General features: G+C 69.6%; 16 protein-coding genes. 12 read left to right on the forward strand and 4 right to left on the reverse strand.

Annotated features, from left to right (window positions below; translation table 11 throughout):
• From SVTN_RS28355 to SVTN_RS28380, 6 genes are all read left to right on the forward strand, one after another.
• Nucleotides 1-762, forward strand: coding sequence for a DUF3710 domain-containing protein (locus SVTN_RS28355; RefSeq protein WP_041131653.1), 762 nt, complete (start codon nt 1-3; stop codon nt 760-762).
• A 312-nt stretch (nt 763-1,074) separates the two neighbouring features.
• The gene (locus SVTN_RS28360; RefSeq protein WP_256961724.1) at nt 1,075-1,743 is read left to right on the forward strand and encodes an ABC transporter ATP-binding protein; all 669 of its coding nucleotides are present in this window, start codon (nt 1,075-1,077) and stop codon (nt 1,741-1,743) included.
• A gap of 136 nt (nt 1,744-1,879) precedes the next feature.
• Complete coding sequence (locus SVTN_RS28365; protein ID WP_041131654.1) at nt 1,880-4,429, forward strand: sensor histidine kinase; 2,550 nt, start codon at nt 1,880-1,882, stop codon at nt 4,427-4,429.
• 87 nt (nt 4,430-4,516) lie between these two features.
• Nucleotides 4,517-5,203 (forward strand): response regulator, encoded by a 687-nt coding sequence (locus SVTN_RS28370; RefSeq protein WP_041131655.1) that lies wholly within the window; start codon nt 4,517-4,519, stop codon nt 5,201-5,203.
• Nucleotides 5,204-5,272: 69 nt separating this feature from the next.
• Nucleotides 5,273-5,671 (forward strand): OB-fold nucleic acid binding domain-containing protein, encoded by a 399-nt coding sequence (locus SVTN_RS28375; RefSeq protein ID WP_078908529.1) that lies wholly within the window; start codon nt 5,273-5,275, stop codon nt 5,669-5,671.
• 3 nt (nt 5,672-5,674) lie between these two features.
• The gene (locus SVTN_RS28380; RefSeq protein WP_041131656.1) at nt 5,675-6,439 is read left to right on the forward strand and encodes a DUF3159 domain-containing protein; all 765 of its coding nucleotides are present in this window, start codon (nt 5,675-5,677) and stop codon (nt 6,437-6,439) included.
• A 66-nt stretch (nt 6,440-6,505) separates the two neighbouring features.
• On the opposite strand, the gene SVTN_RS28385 is transcribed toward SVTN_RS28380, so the two are convergent.
• Nucleotides 6,506-7,183, reverse strand: coding sequence for a potassium channel family protein (locus SVTN_RS28385; protein ID WP_041131657.1), 678 nt, complete (start codon nt 7,181-7,183; stop codon nt 6,506-6,508).
• On the reverse strand, nt 7,183-7,851 hold the full coding sequence (locus SVTN_RS28390; protein WP_041131658.1) for a potassium channel family protein: 669 nt from the start codon (nt 7,849-7,851) through the stop codon (nt 7,183-7,185). The genes SVTN_RS28385 and SVTN_RS28390 overlap by 1 nt, the downstream gene beginning before the upstream one ends.
• A 234-nt stretch (nt 7,852-8,085) precedes the next feature.
• Here SVTN_RS28390 and SVTN_RS28395 point away from each other — a divergent pair, with 234 nt between their 5' ends.
• The 5 genes from SVTN_RS28395 to SVTN_RS28415 all read left to right on the forward strand — a co-directional run bounded on the left by SVTN_RS28395 (nt 8,086) and on the right by SVTN_RS28415 (nt 15,648).
• Nucleotides 8,086-10,137, forward strand: coding sequence for an APC family permease (locus SVTN_RS28395; protein WP_041131659.1), 2,052 nt, complete (start codon nt 8,086-8,088; stop codon nt 10,135-10,137).
• A 92-nt stretch (nt 10,138-10,229) separates the two neighbouring features.
• A complete protein-coding gene (locus SVTN_RS28400; RefSeq protein ID WP_041131660.1) occupies nt 10,230-11,558 on the forward strand; it encodes a class I SAM-dependent RNA methyltransferase in 1,329 nt (442 codons plus the stop codon).
• Between the two features lie 362 nt (nt 11,559-11,920).
• The gene (locus tag SVTN_RS28405) at nt 11,921-13,909 is read left to right on the forward strand and encodes a serine/threonine-protein kinase (RefSeq protein WP_041131661.1); all 1,989 of its coding nucleotides are present in this window, start codon (nt 11,921-11,923) and stop codon (nt 13,907-13,909) included.
• A 419-nt stretch (nt 13,910-14,328) separates the two neighbouring features.
• Entirely contained in the window at nt 14,329-14,934 is a 606-nt protein-coding gene (locus tag SVTN_RS28410; protein WP_159026504.1) for a hypothetical protein, read from the forward strand.
• Nucleotides 14,935-14,979: 45 nt separating this feature from the next.
• The gene (locus tag SVTN_RS28415) at nt 14,980-15,648 is read left to right on the forward strand and encodes a hypothetical protein (RefSeq protein WP_041131663.1); all 669 of its coding nucleotides are present in this window, start codon (nt 14,980-14,982) and stop codon (nt 15,646-15,648) included.
• Between the two features lie 239 nt (nt 15,649-15,887).
• Here the strand turns inward: SVTN_RS28415 and SVTN_RS28420 are convergent, their stop codons facing one another.
• Nucleotides 15,888-16,268 (reverse strand): hypothetical protein, encoded by a 381-nt coding sequence (locus tag SVTN_RS28420; protein ID WP_041131664.1) that lies wholly within the window; start codon nt 16,266-16,268, stop codon nt 15,888-15,890.
• A gap of 2 nt (nt 16,269-16,270) precedes the next feature.
• Nucleotides 16,271-18,031 carry a hypothetical protein gene (locus tag SVTN_RS28425; RefSeq protein ID WP_245727654.1) on the reverse strand — a complete coding sequence of 587 codons (1,761 nt, stop codon included), beginning with the start codon at nt 18,029-18,031 and terminating at the stop codon, nt 16,271-16,273.
• A 395-nt stretch (nt 18,032-18,426) separates the two neighbouring features.
• On the opposite strand from SVTN_RS28425, the gene SVTN_RS28430 reads away from it, so the two are divergent.
• Nucleotides 18,427-19,176 carry an IS5/IS1182 family transposase gene (locus SVTN_RS28430; RefSeq protein WP_041127278.1) on the forward strand — a complete coding sequence of 250 codons (750 nt, stop codon included), beginning with the start codon at nt 18,427-18,429 and terminating at the stop codon, nt 19,174-19,176.
• The last annotated feature ends 580 nt before the right edge of the window (nt 19,177-19,756 follow it).

Here is a 19,756-nt window from a genome sequence, read left to right on the forward strand (position 1 = left end):
GTGTTCGGACGTCGCAAGAAGAGCGGTGCCGCCGAGGACGCGGCGAGCGAGGCCGAGCAGGTCGTCGACGCGGTGGAGGACGAGGACGGCGCCGAGGCGCCGCGCCGCGTGAACCTTCCGCCGGCGCCCCGGCCCGACGGGCCCTGGGACATCTCCGAGGTCGCCAAGCCCGACGAGGGCCGCGTGGACCTCGGCGGGATCTTCGTGCCCGGTGTCGAGGGCATGGAGCTGCGCGTGGAGGTGGCGGGCGACGCGATCGTCGCGGCCACCGTCGTCCTGCGCGACAGCGCCGTACAGCTGCAGGCCTTCGCCGCTCCCAAGAACGAGGGCATCTGGGGCGAGGTCCGCGACGAGATCGCCACCGGCATCGTCCAGCAGGGCGGTGCCATCGACGAGGTCGAGGGCCCGCTCGGCTGGGAGCTGCGGGCCCAGGTCCCGGTGCAGCTGCCGGACGGCAACCGCGGCGTGCAGCTGGTCCGCTTCGTGGGCGTCGACGGACCCCGCTGGTTCCTGCGCGGAGTGATCTCCGGGCAGGGCGCGGTCCAGCCCGAGGCCGCCGGCCTCCTGGAGCAGATCGTCCGGGACACCGTGGTCGTCCGCGGCGACGGCCCGATGGCCCCGCGCGACCCGATCGTCCTCAAGCTGCCGAACGACGCGCAGATGGTGCCGGACGGCGTGCAGCAGGAGGAGCAGGAGAACTCCCGCTTCTCCGGCGGCATGGGTCAGCTCCAGCGCGGTCCGGAGATCTCCGAGATCCGCTGACGAACGGTCGCCGGGTCGCCCGGGCGACCCGGCACGACCGGGACACGGCCGATGGGCCGGGACCCGTTGGGATCGAGACACGGCCGGTGGGCCGCTTTCCGTACCTCGCGTACGGAAAGCGGCCCACCGGCCGTTTTCCACAGGCCGGGAGCCCACCGGCCGTTTTCCACAGGTCCAGGACCCGGCTCTGGCCCTCGGACCCGGCCGCGGACCATACTGACGGCGCAGATGTTCGAGGAGGGGGAGCACAGGGTGAGTGAGAGCAGCACCAGGTCCGCCACGGCCGTCGTCGAGGACCCGGCCGGACCGCCGATGGTCCGCGTCGAGGGCCTGCGCCGCTCGTACGGCACGGGCGAGGCCGCCGTCCACGCCCTGCGCGGGGTCTCCTTCGACATCCCGCGCGGCGAGCTCGTCGCGCTCAAGGGCCGCTCGGGCTCCGGCAAGACGACCCTGCTCAACCTCGTGGGCGGCCTCGACACCCCCGACGGGGGCCGGATCGTCATCGACGGCACCGACCTGTCCACGCTCGGCGAGAACGGGCTCCTGGAGCTGCGCCGCGACCGGATCGGCTTCATCTTCCAGTCCTTCGGGCTGCTCCCGATCCTCTCCGCCGCCGAGAACGTGGGCGTGCCCCTGCGGCTGCGCAAGGCGGACCCCGAGGAGCGCGAGGAGCGGGTCGCCCTGATGCTCGGGCTCGTGGGCCTCGCCGACCACGCGAACCAGCGGCCGGGAGAGCTCTCCGGCGGCCAGCAGCAGCGCGTCGCCATAGCCCGCGCCCTCGCGAACAAGCCGGCGCTGCTGATAGCCGACGAGCCGACGGGCCAGCTGGACGCGGAGACCGGGCTCGCCGTCATGCAGCTGCTGCGCGCCGTGGTGCGCAGCGAGGGCTGCACGGCCCTGGTCGCCACCCACGACCCCCAGCTGCTCGGTCTGGCGGACCGGGTCCTGGAGCTGAGCGACGGCGAGATCATCGAGCACTGACGGGCTCATCGAGCACTGGACCGACCGGCGAGCCGACGGACGAGCAGGTCGCGGGGCACATCAGGATCACGTCAATACCGCCCCCGGCCACTCACCGTGTACGGAATGTCCGATTGGCTGGAGATATGGTCGTGCCATGGGACGCGGCAAGCTTCGGATCTACCTCGGCGCTGCGCCGGGCGTAGGCAAGACCTACGCCATGCTCTCCGAGGCTCACCGCCGGGTGGAGCGCGGCACGGACTGCGTGGTGGCCTTCGTGGAGACCCACGGACGGCCGCGTACGGAGGTGATGCTGCGCGGCCTGGAAAAGGTCCCGCGCCGCATCCTGGAGTACCGGGGGACCACCTTCCCCGAGATGGACGTCGACGCGGTCCTCGCCAGAAAGCCCGCCGTCGCCCTCGTCGACGAGCTCGCCCACACGAACATGCCGGGTTCCCGGAACCCCAAGCGGTGGCAGGACGTCGCCGAACTCCTCGCGGCCGGCATCGACGTCGTGTCCACCCTCAACATCCAGCACCTGGAATCCCTCGGCGACGTCGTCGAGGCGATCACCGGCGTACGGCAGCGGGAGACCGTCCCCGACGAGGTGGTGCGCCGGGCGGACCAGATCGAGCTGGTCGACATGTCCCCGGAGGCCCTGCGGCGCCGGATGGCCCACGGCAACGTCTACACCCCGGACAAGGTCGACGCGGCCCTCTCCAACTACTTCCGCCCCGGCAACCTCACGGCCCTGCGCGAGCTGGCCCTGCTCTGGACCGCCGACCGGGTCGACGAGTACCTCCAGCAGTACCGGGGCGAGCACAACATCCGCTCCACCTGGCAGGCCCGGGAGCGCATCGTCGTCGGTCTGACCGGCGGCCCCGAGGGCCGCACCCTCATACGGCGCGCCACCCGGCTCGCCGAGAAGGGCGCGGGCGGCGAGGTCCTCGCCGTCTACATCGCCCGCAGCGACGGGCTCACCGCGGCCTCCCCGAAGGAACTGGCCGTCCAGCGCACCCTCGTCGAGGACCTCGGCGGAACGTTCCACCACGTCATAGGCGACGACATCCCCTCCGCGCTCCTGGAATTCGCCCGCGGGGTCAACGCCACCCAGATCGTCCTCGGCTCCAGCCGCCGCAGGACCTGGCAGTACGTGCTCGGCCCCGGCGTCGGCCAGACCGTGGCACGCGACTCCGGGCCCGACCTCGACGTCCACATCGTCACCCACGGCGAGGTCGCCAAGGGCCGGGGCCTGCCGGTCGCGCGCGGGGCCCGCCTCGGCCGCTCCCGGATCCTCGGCGGCTGGCTCGTCGGCGTCGCGGGCCCGGTCGCCCTGGCCCTGCTCCTCACGCACATCGACGCCGACCTCGGCCTCGCCAACGACATGCTGCTCTTCCTCGCCCTGACGGTCGGTGCGGCGCTCCTCGGCGGCTTCCTGCCGGCGCTCGCCTCGGCGGCCGTCGGTTCCCTCCTCCTCAACTGGTTCTTCACCCCGCCCCTGCACCGGCTGACCATCGCCGACCCCCTGAACATCGTCGCCATCGCCGTCTTCTTCGGCGTCGCGATGTCGGTCGCCTCGGTGGTGGACCTGGCCGCCCGGCGCACCCACCAGGCCGCCAGACTGCGCGCCGAGTCCGAGGTGCTCTCCTACCTCGCCGGCAGCGTGCTGCGCGGCGAGACGAGCCTGGAAGCCCTCCTCGAACGGGTCCGGGAGACCTTCTCCATGGAGTCCGTGGCCCTGCTCGAACGGACCGACGAGGTCGAGCCCTGGACCCGGGCCGCCAGCGTCGGCCCCCACCCGGCGGTACGGCCCGAGGAGGCGGACGTCGACATGCCGGTCGGCGACCACCTGGCCCTCGCCCTGTCGGGCCGGGTGCTGCCCGCCGAGGACCGGCGGGTGCTCGGCGCCTTCGCCGCCCAGGCCGCGGTCGTCCTCGACCGGCAGCGCCTCGTCGGCGAGGCGGAGGAGGCCCGGAAGCTGGCCGAGGGCAACAAGATCCGTACGTCCCTGCTCGCCGCCGTCAGCCACGACCTGCGGACCCCGCTCGCGAGCATCAAGGCCTCCGTCTCCTCGCTGCGCTCCGACGACGTCGAATGGTCCGAGGAGGACCGGGCCGAGCTCCTGGAGGGCATCGAGGCCGGCGCCGACCGCCTGGACCACCTCGTGGGCAACCTTCTCGACATGTCCCGCCTCCAGACCGGCACCGTCACCCCCCTGATCCGTCCCGTCGACCTCGACGAGGTCGTCCCCATGGCCCTCGGCGGCGTCCCGGACGGCAGCGCCGAGCTCGACATCCCCGAGACGCTGCCCATGGTCGAGGTCGACAAGGGCCTCCTGGAGCGGGCCGTCGCCAACATCGTGGAGAACGCCGTGAAGTACAGCCCCGAGGGCGTGCCCGTCGCCGTCGCCGCCAGCGCGCTCGGCGACCGGGTCGAGCTGCGGGTCGTCGACCGCGGCCCCGGCGTCCCCGACGAGGCCAAGGACGGCATCTTCGAGCCCTTCCAGCGCTTCGGCGACGCCCCGCGCGGCGCCGGCGTCGGCCTGGGCCTCGCCGTCGCCCGCGGCTTCGTGGAGGCCATGGGCGGGACGCTCGGCGCCGAGGACACCCCCGGCGGCGGCCTCACCATGGTGCTCACCCTGCGGGCCGCGCCGGGCGGGCCCCAAGCCGTTCCGGCCGCCGACCTCCCGGCCCACGCCGTGACCTGACCGCCGGGCCCGCGCCCGTACACGCGCGCCCGTGCCCGTACTCGTATCCGTACCCCCTCGAAACGACGAAGAAGGTAGGCCCCCTCCATGACCCGGGTCCTCGTGGTCGACGACGAGCCGCAGATCGTCCGCGCCCTGGTGATCAACCTGAAGGCGCGGAAGTACGAGGTCGACGCCGCGCCCGACGGTGCCACCGCCCTCCGGCTCGCCGCCGAACGCCACCCCGACGTCGTCGTCCTCGACCTCGGACTGCCCGACATGGACGGCGTCGAGGTCATCAAGGGCCTGCGCGGCTGGACGAGGGTGCCGATCCTGGTCCTCTCCGCCCGGCAGACCTCCGACGAGAAGGTCGAGGCGCTCGACGCGGGCGCCGACGACTACGTCACCAAGCCCTTCGGCATGGACGAGCTCCTCGCCCGGCTGCGCGCGGCCGTGCGCCGCGCCGAGCCGGTCGGCGGTGCCGAGGACGGCGTCGTCGTGGTCGAGACCGAGGGCTTCACCGTCGACCTGGCCGCGAAGAAGGTGCACCGCGACGGACGCGACGTCCGGCTCACCCCCACCGAGTGGCACCTCCTGGAGGTCCTGGTCCGCAACAGCGGCCGCCTCGTCAGCCAGAAGCAACTGCTCCAGGAGGTCTGGGGACCCTCGTACGGCACGGAGACCAACTACCTCCGGGTGTACATGGCGCAGCTCCGCCGCAAGCTGGAGACCGACCCCTCCCACCCCCGTCATTTCGTCACCGAACCGGGCATGGGGTACCGCTTCGAACACTGAGACGGGAGCCGTACGGAAGGGTGGTCCGGGGCCGCCTCCGGTGACAGCGGCGGCCGGTACGCTTTCTGTATGAGTGCTGCACCACGTACAGAGAAGCAGGCCGGACGGTTCCGCCGGATGCTCGACCGGCTCTCCTCCTCCCCGGAGGACCTGGAGTCGGAGGAGCTCCAGGAGGACGCCGACGCCTCGGGGTGCACGCGTATCTCCGACTGCTCCGACCGACAGATAGTCAAGGTGACTGGTACCTTGCGCACGGTCACGCTGCGTCCCCGGGCCGGTGTGCCCGCGCTGGAGGCCGAACTCTTCGACGGCACGGCACCGCTCGACGTCGTGTGGCTCGGCCGGCGCTCCATCGTGGGCATCGAACCCGGTCGCAAGCTGATCGCCTCCGGCCGGATCTCCATGAGCCACGGCCGGCGGGTCCTCTTCAATCCCAAATACGAGCTCCGACCGCTCGGACAGGAGTAGCCGGTGACGTCCCTCGACAAGCCGACCGCGGATCGCTCGACCCCGGACCGGTCGACCCCGGACCAGGACGCCCAGGCGGACAAGGCCGTGACCGAGGCCGCGCTCTTCGAGGCCTTCGGCGGTCTGCGGGGCATGATCGAGACGGTCCTGCCCGGCCTGCTGTTCGTCACGATCTTCACGATCAACAAGGACCTGCACGTCTCGGCGATCGCCGCGCTCGCGGTCTCGCTCGTCCTCGTGGCCGTCCGGCTGATCCGCCGGGCCACCGTCAAGCACGCCTTCAGCGGCGTCTTCGGCGTCGCCTTCGGCGTGGTCTTCGCGATGATGACGGGCAACGCCAAGGACTTCTACCTGCCGGGCATGCTGTACACCCTGGGCCTCGCCCTGGCGTACATCATCACCGCGCTCGCCGGAGTGCCCCTGATCGGCCTGATCCTCGGCCCGGTCTTCAAGGAGAACCTCTCCTGGCGCACCCGCAACCCGGGCCGCAAGAAGGCGTACACGAAGGCCAGCTGGGCCTGGGGCCTGATCCTGCTCGCGAAGGTCGCGATCCTCTTCCCGCTGTACTGGTGGGCCGACTCGACCAAGTTCGGCTGGGTCTCCGTGGCCCTGAAGATCCCGCCGTTCCTGCTCGCGGTCTACCTCACCTGGGTGTTCCTCGCGAAGGCCCCGGCACCGATCGACGTCTTCGCCGAGATGGAGGCCGAGGAGCGCGCCGAGAAGGAGCGCAAGGCGGCCGCCGCCGCGCAGCGCCACCCGGAGGCCTGAGACGGCATGTGGAAGGGCCCGGAACCCCTCGGGGTTCCGGGCCCTTCCACGTACCACGCCCGATGATCAGGACTCGGGGGTCTCCCGGCGGACCTGCAGGAGGTCCTCCAGCTGCTCCTCGCGGGCCTGCGCGGCCACGAACAGCAGCTCGTCGCCGGCCTCCAGGGTCTCCTCGGGGCCCGGCGTAAGCACCCGCGAACCGCGGATGATCGTCACCAGCGAGGTGTCCTGCGGCCAGGCGACCTCGCCGACCTGCGTACCGGCCACCGCCGACTCCGGCGGGAGCGTCAGCTCGACCAGGTTCGCGTCGCCGTGGCTGAAGCGCAGCAGCCGGACCAGGTCGCCGACGCTCACCGCCTCCTCGACCAGGGCCGACATCAGACGCGGCGTCGAAACGGCCACGTCCACGCCCCAGGCCTCGTTGAACAGCCACTCGTTCTTCGGGTTGTTCACCCGGGCGACCACGCGCGGCACGCCGTACTCGGTCTTCGCGAGCAGCGAGACGACCAGGTTCACCTTGTCGTCACCGGTCGCCGCGATCACCACGTTGCAGCGCTGCAGCGCCGCCTCGTCCAGCGAGGTGATCTCGCAGGCGTCGGCGAGCAGCCACTCCGCCTGCGGCACCCGCTCCACCGAGATGGCGGTCGGCGCCTTGTCGACCAGCAGGACCTCGTGCCCGTTCTCCAGGAGCTCGCCCGCGATGGAACGGCCCACCGCACCCGCGCCCGCAATAGCGACACGCATCAGTGACCGCCCTCCTCGGGACCCTCGGCGAAGGCCGCCTCGACCTTCGCGATCTCGTCCGTACGCATCATCACGTGCACCAGGTCACCTTCCTGGAGCACCGTCTGCGAGGTCGGCAGAATCGCTTCGCCCAGCCGGGTGAGGAAGGCGACGCGGACGCCGGTCTCCTCCTGGAGCCGGCTCACCTTGTGGCCGATCCACGCCGGGGAGGTGTGCACCTCGGCGAGCTGCACGCCACCGCTCGGGTCGCGCCACAGCGGCTCCGCGCCCGAGGGCAGCAGCCGGCGGAGCATCTGGTCGGCGGTCCAGCGGACCGTCGCGACCGTCGGGATCCCGAGGCGCTGGTAGACCTCGGCGCGACGCGGGTCGTAGATCCGCGCCGCCACGTTCTCGATGCCGAACATCTCGCGCGCGACCCGCGCCGCGATGATGTTGGAGTTGTCGCCGCTGCTCACCGCGGCGAAGGCACCGGCCTCCTCGATCCCGGCCTCACGCAGCGTGTCCTGGTCGAAACCCACGCCCGTGACCCGCCGGCCGCCGAACCCCGAGCCCAGACGGCGGAAAGCCGTCGGGTCCTGGTCCACGACCGCGACGGTGTGCCCCTGCTGTTCGAGGGTCTGCGCGAGAGCGGCTCCCACTCGCCCGCAGCCCATGATGACGATGTGCACGTCCCCTTACCCCGCACTCCTGATCGCCTTGCTGACCTGCGAATACACCCTGCTCACAACTTTCCTCGCCCGATCGGCCCGGGCCGTGGCGGGCAACGCCCTGACGGGTCGCCCGGTCCGAGCTTAAGCGGCAACGCTGGCGGGGACCGCACCGGAGGTGGTACTCAGGGAGATTCGGTGCGGATCGGGGGTGCCGGTGCGCATGGCTCTTTTCGAACGCTTACGATCCTCTGCGTGTCCAAACTGACCGACGTGCCCAAACGGATCCTGATCGGGCGGGCCCTGCGCAGCGACAAGCTGGGAGAGACCCTTCTCCCGAAGCGGATCGCCCTCCCCGTCTTCGCCTCCGACCCGCTGTCCTCGGTGGCGTACGCCCCCGGCGAGGTGCTGCTCGTCCTCTCCGTCGCCGGACTGTCGGCCTACCACTTCAGCCCGTGGATCGCGCTCGCGGTCGTCGTCCTGATGTTCACGGTGGTCGCCTCGTACCGGCAGAACGTGCACGCGTACCCGAGCGGCGGCGGCGACTACGAGGTCGCCACCACCAACCTCGGGCCGAAGGCCGGACTCACCGTCGCGAGCGCCCTGCTCGTCGACTACGTCCTGACCGTCGCCGTGTCGATCGCCTCGGGCATCGAGAACCTCGGCTCGGCCGTTCCCTTCGTCGTCGAGCACAAGGTGCCGTCGGCGATCGCGGTCATCGTCCTCCTCACCCTCATGAACCTCCGGGGCGTGAAGGAGTCGGGCAGCCTCTTCGCCATCCCGACGTACGTCTTCGTCGCCGGCGTCTTCATCATGATCGCCTGGGGTGCCTGGCGCGGCCTCGTCCTCGGCGACACCATGCAGGCCCCCACCGCGGGCTTCGAGATCAAGGCCGAGCACCAGGGCCTCGCCGGGTTCGCCCTGGTCTTCCTGCTGCTGCGGGCCTTCTCCTCCGGCTGTGCCGCCCTCACCGGCGTCGAGGCCATCTCCAACGGCGTCCCCGCCTTCCGCAAGCCGAAGTCGAAGAACGCCGCCACCACGCTCGCCCTCATGGGCGGCCTGGCCGTCACCATGTTCTGCGGCATCATCTTCCTGGCCATGGCCACCGACGTCCGGATGGCCGAGAAGCCCGCCGAACAGCTGCTGCACAACGGCGTCCCGGTCGGCGAGGGCTACGTCCAGGACCCGGTGATCTCCCAGGTCGCGGCCGCGGTCTTCGGCGACGGAACGTTCTTCTTCGTCGTCCTCGCCGCCGCCACCGCGCTCGTCCTCTTCCTGGCCGCCAACACCGCGTACAACGGCTTCCCGCTCCTCGGCTCGATCCTCGCCCAGGACCGCTACCTGCCGCGCCAGCTGCACACCCGCGGCGACCGCCTCGCGTTCTCCAACGGCATCGTGCTCCTCGCCGGCGCCGCCGCCCTCCTCGTCTGGATCTACGGAGCCGACTCCACCCGGCTGATCCAGCTCTACATCGTCGGCGTCTTCGTCTCCTTCACGCTCAGCCAGATCGGCATGGTCCGGCACTGGAACCGCCACCTGAAGGAGGAGCGCGACCAGGCCAAGCGCCGCCACATGTTCCGCTCCCGCGCGATCAACGCCTTCGGCGCCTTCTTCACCGGCCTCGTCCTCGTCGTCGTCCTCGCCACCAAGTTCACCCACGGCGCCTGGGTGGCCCTGCTCGGCATGGTGATCTTCTACGTGACGATGACCGCGATCCGCCGGCACTACGACTCCGTGGCCGCCGAGATCGCCGCGGCCGAGGAACGCCCCGACGAGTACGTACGCCCCTCCCGGGTCCGCTCGCTCGTCCTCGTCTCCAAGCTCCACAAGCCCACCCTGCGCGCCCTCGCGTACGCCAAGCTCATGCACCCCGGCGACCTCGAAGCGCTCACCGTCAACGTCGACCCGGTCGAGACGAAGGCGCTCAAGGAGGAGTGGGAGCGGCGCGGCATCAACGTCCCGCTCAAGATCCTCGACTCGCCGTACCGCGAGATCACCCGCCCGGTCATCGAGTACGTCAAGAACCTGCGGCAGGAGAGCCCGCGCGACGCCGTCTCCGTCTACATCCCCGAGTACGTCGTCGGCCACTGGTACGAGCACCTGCTCCACAACCAGAGCGCCCTGCGCCTCAAGGGCCGCCTGCTCTTCACCCCGGGCGTCATGGTGACCTCCGTCCCCTACCAGCTCCAGTCCTCCGAGGCCGCGAAGAAGCGGGCCAGGAAGCGCCAGGAGTGGAACGCCCCGGGCTCGGTCCGCCGCGGCCCGGTGGAGAAGCGCCAGAAGGAACCGACAGCGAAGAACAACTGAGCCGCGAAGAACAACCGAAAAAGAAGAACTAGACTGGTGGGCTGCCGTGCGAACGGCGGCCCACTTCTCTTCTCTCCCTGGAGTCCCCGGTCATGCAGAACACCCCTGTCACGTCGCTGGTCGGGGCGGAGTACGAGGTCGAGGTCGGCCCGGTGGCCCACGGCGGGCACTGCATCGCCCGTACCGAGGCCGGCCGGGTCCTCTTCGTCCGCCACGCGCTGCCCGGCGAGCGGGTCCGCGTACGGGTCACCGAGGGCGAGGAGACCTCCCGCTTCCTGCGCGCCGACGCGATCGAGATCCTGGACGCCTCCAAGGACCGCGTGGAGGCCCCCTGCCCCTTCGCCGGCCCCGGAAAGTGCGGCGGCTGCGACTGGCAGCACGCCAAGCCCGGCGCCCAGCGCCGCCTCAAGGGCGAGGTCATCGCCGAGCAGCTCCTGCGCCTGGCCGGGCTCACCCCGGAGCAGGCGGGCTGGGACGGCACGGTCATGCCGGCCGAGGGCGACAAGCTCCCCGCGGGCGAGGTCCCGCAGTGGCGCACCCGCGTCCAGTACGCCGTCGACGCCGAGGGCCACGCGGGCCTGCGCAAGCACCGCTCCCACGAGGTCGAGATCATCGACCACTGCATGATCGCGGCCGAGGGCGTCTCGGAACTGGGCATCGAGAAGCGCACCTGGGAGGGCATGGCCGCCATCGAGGCCATCGCCGCCTCGGGCTCGAACGACCGCCAGGTCATCCTCACCCCCCGCCCGGGCGCCCGCCTCCCCCTGGTGGAACTGGACAAGCCGGTCTCGGTCATGCGCGTCGACGAGAAGGACGGCGGCGTCCACCGCGTCCACGGCCGCGCCTTCGTCCGCGAGCGCGCCGACGACCGCACCTACCGCGTCGGCAGCGGCGGCTTCTGGCAGGTCCACCCGAAGGCCGCGCAGACCCTCATGCTCGCCGTCATGCAGGGCCTGACCCCCCGCAAGGGCGAGACGGCCCTCGACCTCTACTGCGGCGTCGGCCTCTTCGCGGGCGCCCTCGCCGACCGCGTCGGCGACCAGGGCGCGGTCCTCGGCATCGAGTCCGGCAAGCGCGCGGTCGAGGACGCCCGCCACAACCTGGCCGGCTTCCCGCGCGTCCGCATCGAACAGGGCAAGGTCGAGTCGGTCCTCCCGCGCACCGGCATCACCGAGGTCGACCTCATCGTCCTGGACCCGCCCCGCGCGGGCGCCGGCAAGCAGACGGTCCACCACCTGGCAGGCCTCGGCGCCCGCCGCATCGCCTACGTCGCCTGCGATCCGGCAGCCCTGGCCCGAGACCTCGCCTACTTCGCGGAACGCGGCTACCGCGTACGGACGCTGCGGGCGTTCGACCTGTTCCCGATGACGCACCATGTGGAGTGTGTGGCGATTCTGGAGCCGGTGAAGAAGGACGCCTGACCTGCGGTTTTGTGGGTGCGCGGGATGTGCCGTGTGGGCGTTACGGGCGATATCTTGACGCTGAGATGACGCTCGGGACGCTCATTTGACGCTCGTTCTGATGGGGTGTCAGTCTATTGTCGGCGAGGGCCGGGCCGCGGCGCGCACCGATGAACAGACGCGCTGCGGCGAAAGCGACGGAGCACGGCGAGCGAGGCTCGTCGGCTCCGTTTCGCTCTTGTGCGCTCGATGAGGAAGCGTTGCCGACCATTGCCTGAGAAGGAGTGCCTATCGCCTCGACGCGCGGCTAATATCCAGCTCTCAGGTACCGGCATGCGTCCGGCCTTTGGCCTGCTGCACGTCTGAAGGAGATCGGAAGCCCGGTGAGCAGTGCTCGTTCTGGTGGGCGGGTGCTGGCTGCCCACCCCGGTGACCCCAAGCGCGTCGGCCCCTACCAGATCATCGGGCGCCTCGGCTCAGGGGGCATGGGCACGGTGTTCGCCGGCCTCGACGACGCCGGTCTGCGGGTCGCGGTCAAGGTCGTCCACCCTGCCCAGGCGGACGACGCGGAGTTCCGGGCGCGCTTCCGCCGAGAAGTCCAGCTCTCCGCCCGTGTCCAGGGCCCCTGCCTCATACCCCTGATCGCGGCTGACGCCGAAGCACCGTCGCCGTGGCTGGCCACTGCCTATGCCCCAGGGCTCACCCTCGATCGGTACATCGCCGCGCACGGGCCGCTGGCCGGTGGAACCCTCTACGCCTTTGCTACGGGCACAGCCCAGGCCCTCGCGGCCATCCACGCCGCGGGTGTCGTCCACAGGGACGTCAAGCCGCAGAACGTCATCCTGACCCCGGTCGGTCCCCGAGTCCTGGACTTCGGCATCGCCCATGCCGCCGACGGCACATCCGTGACGCGCACCGGCATTCTGACCGGAACCCCAGGATGGATCAGCCCTGAGCACTACCGCACCGGTACGACGGGTCCCGAGGGTGACATGTTCGTCTGGGGCGCCCTCGTAGCCTTCGCGGCCACCGGTCGAGCGCCCTTCGGCGGGGGAGCCCCCGACGCGGTCGCCTACCGGGTCATGTCCGAGGATCCTGATCTGCGTGGCCTTCCTGGCGAACTCCACGCCATCGTGCGCAGCGCTCTCGCCAAGGAGCCGGGGGACCGAGCCACCGCGTGGGACGCTGCCGAGACATGTGCCGTCCTCCTCGCAGCACAGGCCACACAGGTCGCGCCGACGGGTGCGGAGTCGACACTGGTGGGCGATCCCGTCGCTGCCCAGTGGGCCGTCCCCACTCTGGACGACCCGAACTGGAGACGTCCTGCCCGTTCCAGCAGACGACTCGTCGGCATCGCGGCGGTGGTGGGCACTGTCATAGGTGGCCTGGCGGGTGGAGCGCTGGCCCTGCAGCCCGACAAGACGGAGACGACTTCGACGAGTTCCCGTCCTCCCGTCAACGCATCCCCCAGCAAGACCGCCATCATGCCGGCTTCCGCTTCACCCGCAGCAAGCTCCCAGGCTGTGGTGGACGCCGCGTCATCCCCTACTCCTGCGAACGCGGACGAGGCGACGATCGCCACGTGGCGTGCAGCTCGTCGTGCCAAAGGAGAAGCGGAGATCGAGACCGAGGCCGCACTCGGGCACGACCTCAGCTACGGCATGGGCGAGGACTACAACTACGGCGGTCAGTACGACGTGGGCTACGCCCCGGCCCGGAGAGAGCTCTACATAGCCATCAGCGGCCCGGCCGTGGAGTCTCGCGTCGTGCAGGGAGTGGCCAAGAACGCCTGCCTCACCTTGCGCATGATGGCGGGCATCTACAAGTCCCTTCCGTATGACGAGTACGTCCTGGTCGACAACACCACGTCCACGGCGCCGGCGATCGTGTGGGAGGACGACTTCCGCGCCAACACCGGCTGCATCACGCAGACCATCGACCGCACCGCCGCCGACCCCGGGCAGGAGCCGAGCTGGCACCCCACCGAAGAAGGACTGGTCGCGGCCCAGATCCCCAGCGTCGACAAACGCGAAATCAGAGTGGCAACCGAGGCGGTCCACCAGCTCTTTGCCGACTGGAACGCCAACTCCCGTCTGTTCGAAGACCCCGGCTATATCAGCGACGAGAACACCAGTATCGGCTTCGCTCCGCACGAAGGCGTGATGTACGTGTGGGCCACGAAGCCCGATTGGGACCAGAGCACGCGAGAGGAATGGGCAGAGGCCGCCGCCGGCGTGGCCTGCCAGACTGTTCTCGCGGAATCTCGCGCGGGGCAGAGATGGGGCTACGCGCAGTACGCCGTGGCGGTGCTTGACGGTGCTGGAGGTACGGAGTTCCTTCGCTGGGGCACGGCCGGCAGCTGCACGAGCTGACCTTCCCTCGGCCCTCCATGGTTGCGTCCGGTCGAGGTCAGCCGAACGCGCCGTTTGCAGAAGCCGAACGCAGGACCTTGGGCCTGCCAGCCCAGCGAGTGCACCCCGCTGGGCTGGCATTGAGGTTCGGTGAGGTTCCAACTGGGGCCTTACACGCCTTTGGCGTGCCGCGCAGCTTCGCTGCCGAGTGCTTAGAAGACACTGGGTGGGTGGAGGAGTGGGGCGGCGCTGACCTGCACGTTCGCGCCTGGTGACGCGCGGTTGGCCCAAACTTCCGGCGTTTTCGGGACGGCGGGCTGCCGCGGCGACATTGAACTACCCCATCTGGGTCGATTCCCGTGGAGGTTGCCGGATGGAAGGGCTCCCGCCTGGTTGTCTCTTGCAGTGGCTCGGCACATCATCGACGAGAGGATGCCCCTATGCGCTTGACGAGCGTATCGCTCGCAGTGCTTCCTGCCGCCGCTGTGATCGCCGTTCTCGGCGCGGGGACCGGGGTGCAGGCGGTCCAGGCCCGTGCCGATGGAGGGCAGACTCCGGTCGACGTCGAGGTCATGTCCAACGACGAGTATGTGGCGCGTTACGGCACCGAGCAGGCGCTCGCAGAGCAGGTCCCGCTTCCGCCGGACACCAGCCCGACTGCTGCCCTGCCGTCCGAGGCAGACCCCAGCATCCCGTGGCACCACATCTACTGGTCGGCCTTGGACTGGGACCACTACGACATCCCCACGCGAAGGGGGACCAACGACTTCGGCCTCAAGCACACCTGCTCGAAGCACAACATGTGCACGCAGAAGGCGATCAACGCGCCGTACAACGGCAAGGCCGACCGTATCGAAGGAAGCCGTGCCGAGTACGACGGCGTCATCACGAGCGGGGGAACCGTGCGGATGACCATCACCAGCGCCGCCGAGCGCGGTGAACGAGGGCCCAATGGTCAGAACACGCCGGACGGTCGCCCCATCGGTACGGTCACCGCGTTCTGCCGTGGGCAGACCCTCTGCCCGGACTGGGTCAACCAGCTCTGATCCACGCGGCGTCCACGCCGCCTGCCTGGAAGGGGATGCGAGGCCATGGAGCGTGACGCGGGAGAGATCCTGCTGGCGCTGCGTCGGTTCATCGCCGCGCCGATTCTCGGCACGGCCTGGCGCCTTCGCGCCTTCCTGCCCGCCTCCGGCCTCATCCGCGTCCGGCTGGAAGACGACACGCCCAGGACCGTACTGATCGAACTGCCCCACCGCCCAGGAGCCGCGCCGGCGTCGCTCGGCTCCTGGTGGTACGTGGGAGCGCTGCGCGACGCGGCCCGCTGGGCGGCCGACAGCACCGAGGCAGACGTACTGGACCTCGACACGCTGACAGCAGCAGGCGTCCTCCCTGACGCGGTAGAGGTCACCTTGGACGACGCCCTGGACTACGTGGTGGCCGACCTCGTCGGCGACCCGTACTGGCACGACTACGCAGCCACCGTCGCCCCGGATCTCTACCGCCTCGTCGGCTTCGACACGCGGGACCGAGGGGTGGTCCGCCTCTACCTCGCGTTGCCCGAGCGGGGCACGATCGGCATCGACGTCGGTACGACCGACTCCGAGTCCGGGGAAAGCCGCCCCGTGGGCTGGTGGGCCTCCACCAAGCTCATCGCGCTCCTCAACCCCGACGCGCCGGAAAGCCTGGAGGCCCTGCGCGTTCCTGGCGTCCTCGACTCTCACTGCGATGGCGTGTACGACGCGACAGCTTGGGCCTGAGGGCAGCGCGACTCCCTGCCCTGGCGCTTCGCTGTCGGGGTGGGATATGAACCCACGACCTCTTCGTTCCGAATGAGGTTCGGCCGCTGATCTCGCCTGCAAGGGTGGCGTTTGCGCAGGTCACGGGAGTGGCCCCGATTGGTGTCGACGGCTCTGGGAGGGAGCTGGTGGGCAGCTCGGCTCCCAGATGGCTCCCAGGTCAGTTCGTAGGGGTGTAGCTGGGACGCTTTGCCTTGGTGCTATCCGAGCAGTGCGTCAAGGGCAGCGGTGAGGCCCTGGAGGACGGTGACGACGGCCGCTGCCGACCCGATGGCGAGCCCGAGGTCTTCGAGGTTGTCCCTGATACGGCGCTCGTCGGGTCGGGCGCTGTTCAACTCCTCGCCGATACGTCCGGCCGTCCGGCGCGCCAGATCGACATTGCTCAGCTCTACGGCGTGTTCCTCCATGGCCGCCTCCAGCTCCGAGAGCTTCGCCAGAGCCGCCTGGAGGCGGCTGGTGTCCTGACCTGTGCTGACGTACGACTGGCGCTGGTCCCCACCGATCTGCCCGGTGTTGACCTGGTTCCCATTGCCCGTGATCTGCATGCCGCCACTCGCCTCACGGCTCCGCCAGATAGTCATGATCATCCCTTCGGCTGCGCGTTGCTGCTTTCGACGCTCTGTTCCTGACCGCCGTGCATAGTCCCGGTATTGACCTGGTTGTGATCGCCGTTGATGAAGATCTTGGTGACGACCTCCTGCGCTTGGCGTCTGAAGTCGCCGGTGTCGACGCCGTGGTCATCGAGGAAGGCTCCAACCGTGCTGAACATGCGTGACTGGAGGATCGAGACGTGCCGGGCTGCGTCCTCGACCTGATGCATGTCCTCCGGGGCATCCAGGGCGCAGTGCTCACGGAGGCTGACCGGCTCGCCGTTGTCCTTCTTCTCGGTCTTGTCGAGAGCTGCTGCTGGCTGGTGCTGCGCGAACTGCCCGAGCAAGCCGCCTACGACCACGCTCAAGGTCCGGACGAGGCCGGCGTGGGACCGACGCGCCAGTGCGGCGGTGTCCCCGAGGGCGTGTACGGGGGTGAGGAGGATTTTCTTGGCGAGCTCCCACCCCTTCGCCGACTCGGAGCGCGCCTCGTCCTCGAGAGGCGCCATGACGTGTGGGCGCGTCACGAAGTGGAGCGTCTTCCCTTCCAGCGCTGCGTGGGCGAACACCGTGACGACGATTTGCCCCTCCCAGTCGACGACCTGCGCAGCGAGATAGCGACGCGAGTGGTGGCCTGACGGCGCCCTTCGTCCTTCCTCGATCATTTCCTGTGCTTCCGGCCAGGCATCGTCGGGAGCTCTTCTCGGAGCGTCGGGCTTGCGGCCGGGCTTGTGGGGGAGTTTCTTCCACCGGGACTGCGGGACGGCGAGCGTTTCGAAGATGTCGCAGTGAGGGAGGGCGTGGGTCTCCACGAGGACGCCGCTGAGGCGTTCGAGTTCGACGCGCAGCTTGGCCATCAGTTCGTCGGCCTCGAATTTGCGGATGCCGGCAGTCTCGCCCCCCGATGAGGCGTTGGCCTCGGCGGACGGCCCTGATGCCGGACTCGGGTGCGTGCCGATCCGCTCCTTGTCCTCCGGATCGTCCGCGCGACGAGCGGCGGTGAGCTGGATACGGGGTCCGCCGGCACGCCAGGCGTCGAGGCCGGCGCCGACGAAGCGATTGACCCCGTCTTCCTTCCGGTACGGGATGCTCTGCCACCGCTCACTTACCTCGCATTCGGCAATGCGAGTCCTCGCACGCGGGGCAAGTCGTGGACGAGTGGCCGGGGCCTTGCGCCAAGGTCCCAACGAGGCCAGGTAGGCCAGGGCCGTCCAGCGGTCCATCGTTTGGACGACGGCGAGCAGGAGCGTCGTCCACACGGCGACGGCGACAGAATCCTGTACCGCGAACATCAGGGCGGGCGTATGGGGCTGAACCCATGACCAGGCCAGGTAGCCACCCGCGATCACGAGGAGCAGGGAAACGAGCGAGCTGAAGCCCCAGCGGAGCAGCGCGCGAAGAAGACCGGCTGTGAGGAGGTAGTGGTGGAGCAGTGCCATCACCATCAGTGCCAGCGCACCCCACGGATGCCGCACTGCCACGAGGCTCACCACCCCGGCCATCGCTATACCGCGCAGTCGGCGCTGACGTTGGGCAGCGACGCTATGTGTGAGGACGAGGGGAAGGCCGAAGCCGAAGGAGGGAACGGGGCGCTTCCGCGCACTGAGCACGTTGTCCAGAGTCCATCGGGCGAGTTCCTCACCAGCGAGCGGACCCAGGTGTCGGATGTCCCGTACCTTGTGACCGCGGATGCGGTCCTGCCACTGGCCCATCAGGTCACGTGCCTGACCGATACGGTTCACGCGTTCGTGCATGGCTCCAGCGAGCAGGCGGGCGACCCCAGTTGTGGAAGGCGGCACGTCACGTTCGGCGTACGTCGTACGCAGGGGCCGATGGCTGTTGGTCTCGGCGGCCTCGTCGGAGCCCTTCTGGAGTGGGATGCTCGGAACAGCTTCGGCAGGACCTGACTCTGAGGCGACCTCGCGGAGCGAACCGCTTGGCGTGGAGGCTCGCCAAAACAGCAAGGACATAGGCACCTCCCCCGAGACCCCTGCTCTTCAGCGACCCATCCTGCCCATGAACAATTCGATCAGTAAGGATCTTCAGAGTGGTCACCGATCGGGTGACGGTCGAGGCTGGATAGCAGGCGAGGCCTTCGGGCAATGGTTCGAGATGTCTGACGTCTCAACCGCTGCGACCGGAGGCCTCGTTGGTCACCTATCCTGCCGCACTCGACCTGCCGCACGCGCTCGTGGAGTGGGTCACGATGCTGATCGTCACCCGCGAGGGTGACCGCCGCTGCAAACTGCGGCCCTCGCAGCGCGCGGTCATCGCCTTGGTCTACCTGCGCGAGCACACCACCTATGCCAAGCTCGCCGCGGGCTTCCGGATCAGCGAGGGCACCGCCCACGCCTACGTACAGAGCGTGATCAAGCTCCTCGCCGCGAGGGCACCGTCCCTGACCCAGGCACTGCGCCGGGCGCGTCCCGCATACGTGTTGGTGGACGGCACCATCGCCGAGTGCGACCGGGTCGGCGATCGCGAACGGGACTACTCGGGCAAGGCCCGACGGCATGGCGTGAACATCCAGGCCGTCACCGATCCGGCGGGCGAGCTGATCTGGTACTCGCCGGCACTGCCCGGCCGCACCGTCGACATCACCGCCGCCCGCACCCACCGCATCGTCACCGTCTGTGAACGACTGCGGATCCCCGTCCTCGCCGACAAGGCCTACGCAGGGGCCGGCGGAACGTTCCAGGTGCCGTTCAAACGCCACCTCGGACGCCCTCTCACCATGAGACAAGCAGCCGTCAACCGTGCACACGCACGACTCCGCTTCCCGGTCGAGCGGGCCTTCGCCCGCCTCAAGGCCTGGCGGATCTTCCGCAAAGCCCGCATCAGCCCCAACCGACTCACGTCAATCACCAAGGCCGTTCTCACCCTCGAGCGGCGACGCTGAAGATCCTTAGTCAGGGAAAGCGGAAGACGCGCCACTAGGGCAGCGGGTGCTGTGGCAAGAACCATTGCCAGGCGGATCCGCATTGCCCCAGGTGAGAGGGGATGCCATCTACAAAATGCTCTTTCCCTCGTACCAACACCTTGACCGGTTCCCGCCCACGGTCGATGCCCTCGATCGTGGGCTCCGTCTACGAGCACTGAACAACGACCAGGGCTCCCGCTCGATACCTTCCCGTATGTGTTCGTTCGTGGGGCGTGATCAAGCCCATCTTCGCCGGTCTGCTGATCGTGGCCTCTGTGTTCACCCTGTCACCGATGGAGGCGACAGCAGCGGCTCGGTTTCTGAGCCCTGATGGCGGGTCGCCTGGAGCAGCCCGGACAACGGCGAAGCCCCAGGCCGCTGACCTGGGGCTTCATGCGAAGAGCGGATGACGGGAATCGAACCCGCGCCATAAGCTTGGGAATCACCGACTCTCAGGGTGATCATCAGGCTTCTGACCTGCGAAGACATTCCCTTCCCGGGGCTTGTCCGCAGGCTTTCCGGTGCCCGCGGTGACCGCTGTTCACCGCCCTGAAGGGCA

It is taken from the genome of Streptomyces vietnamensis, assembly GCF_000830005.1.
Lineage (GTDB): Bacteria > Actinomycetota > Actinomycetes > Streptomycetales > Streptomycetaceae > Streptomyces > Streptomyces vietnamensis.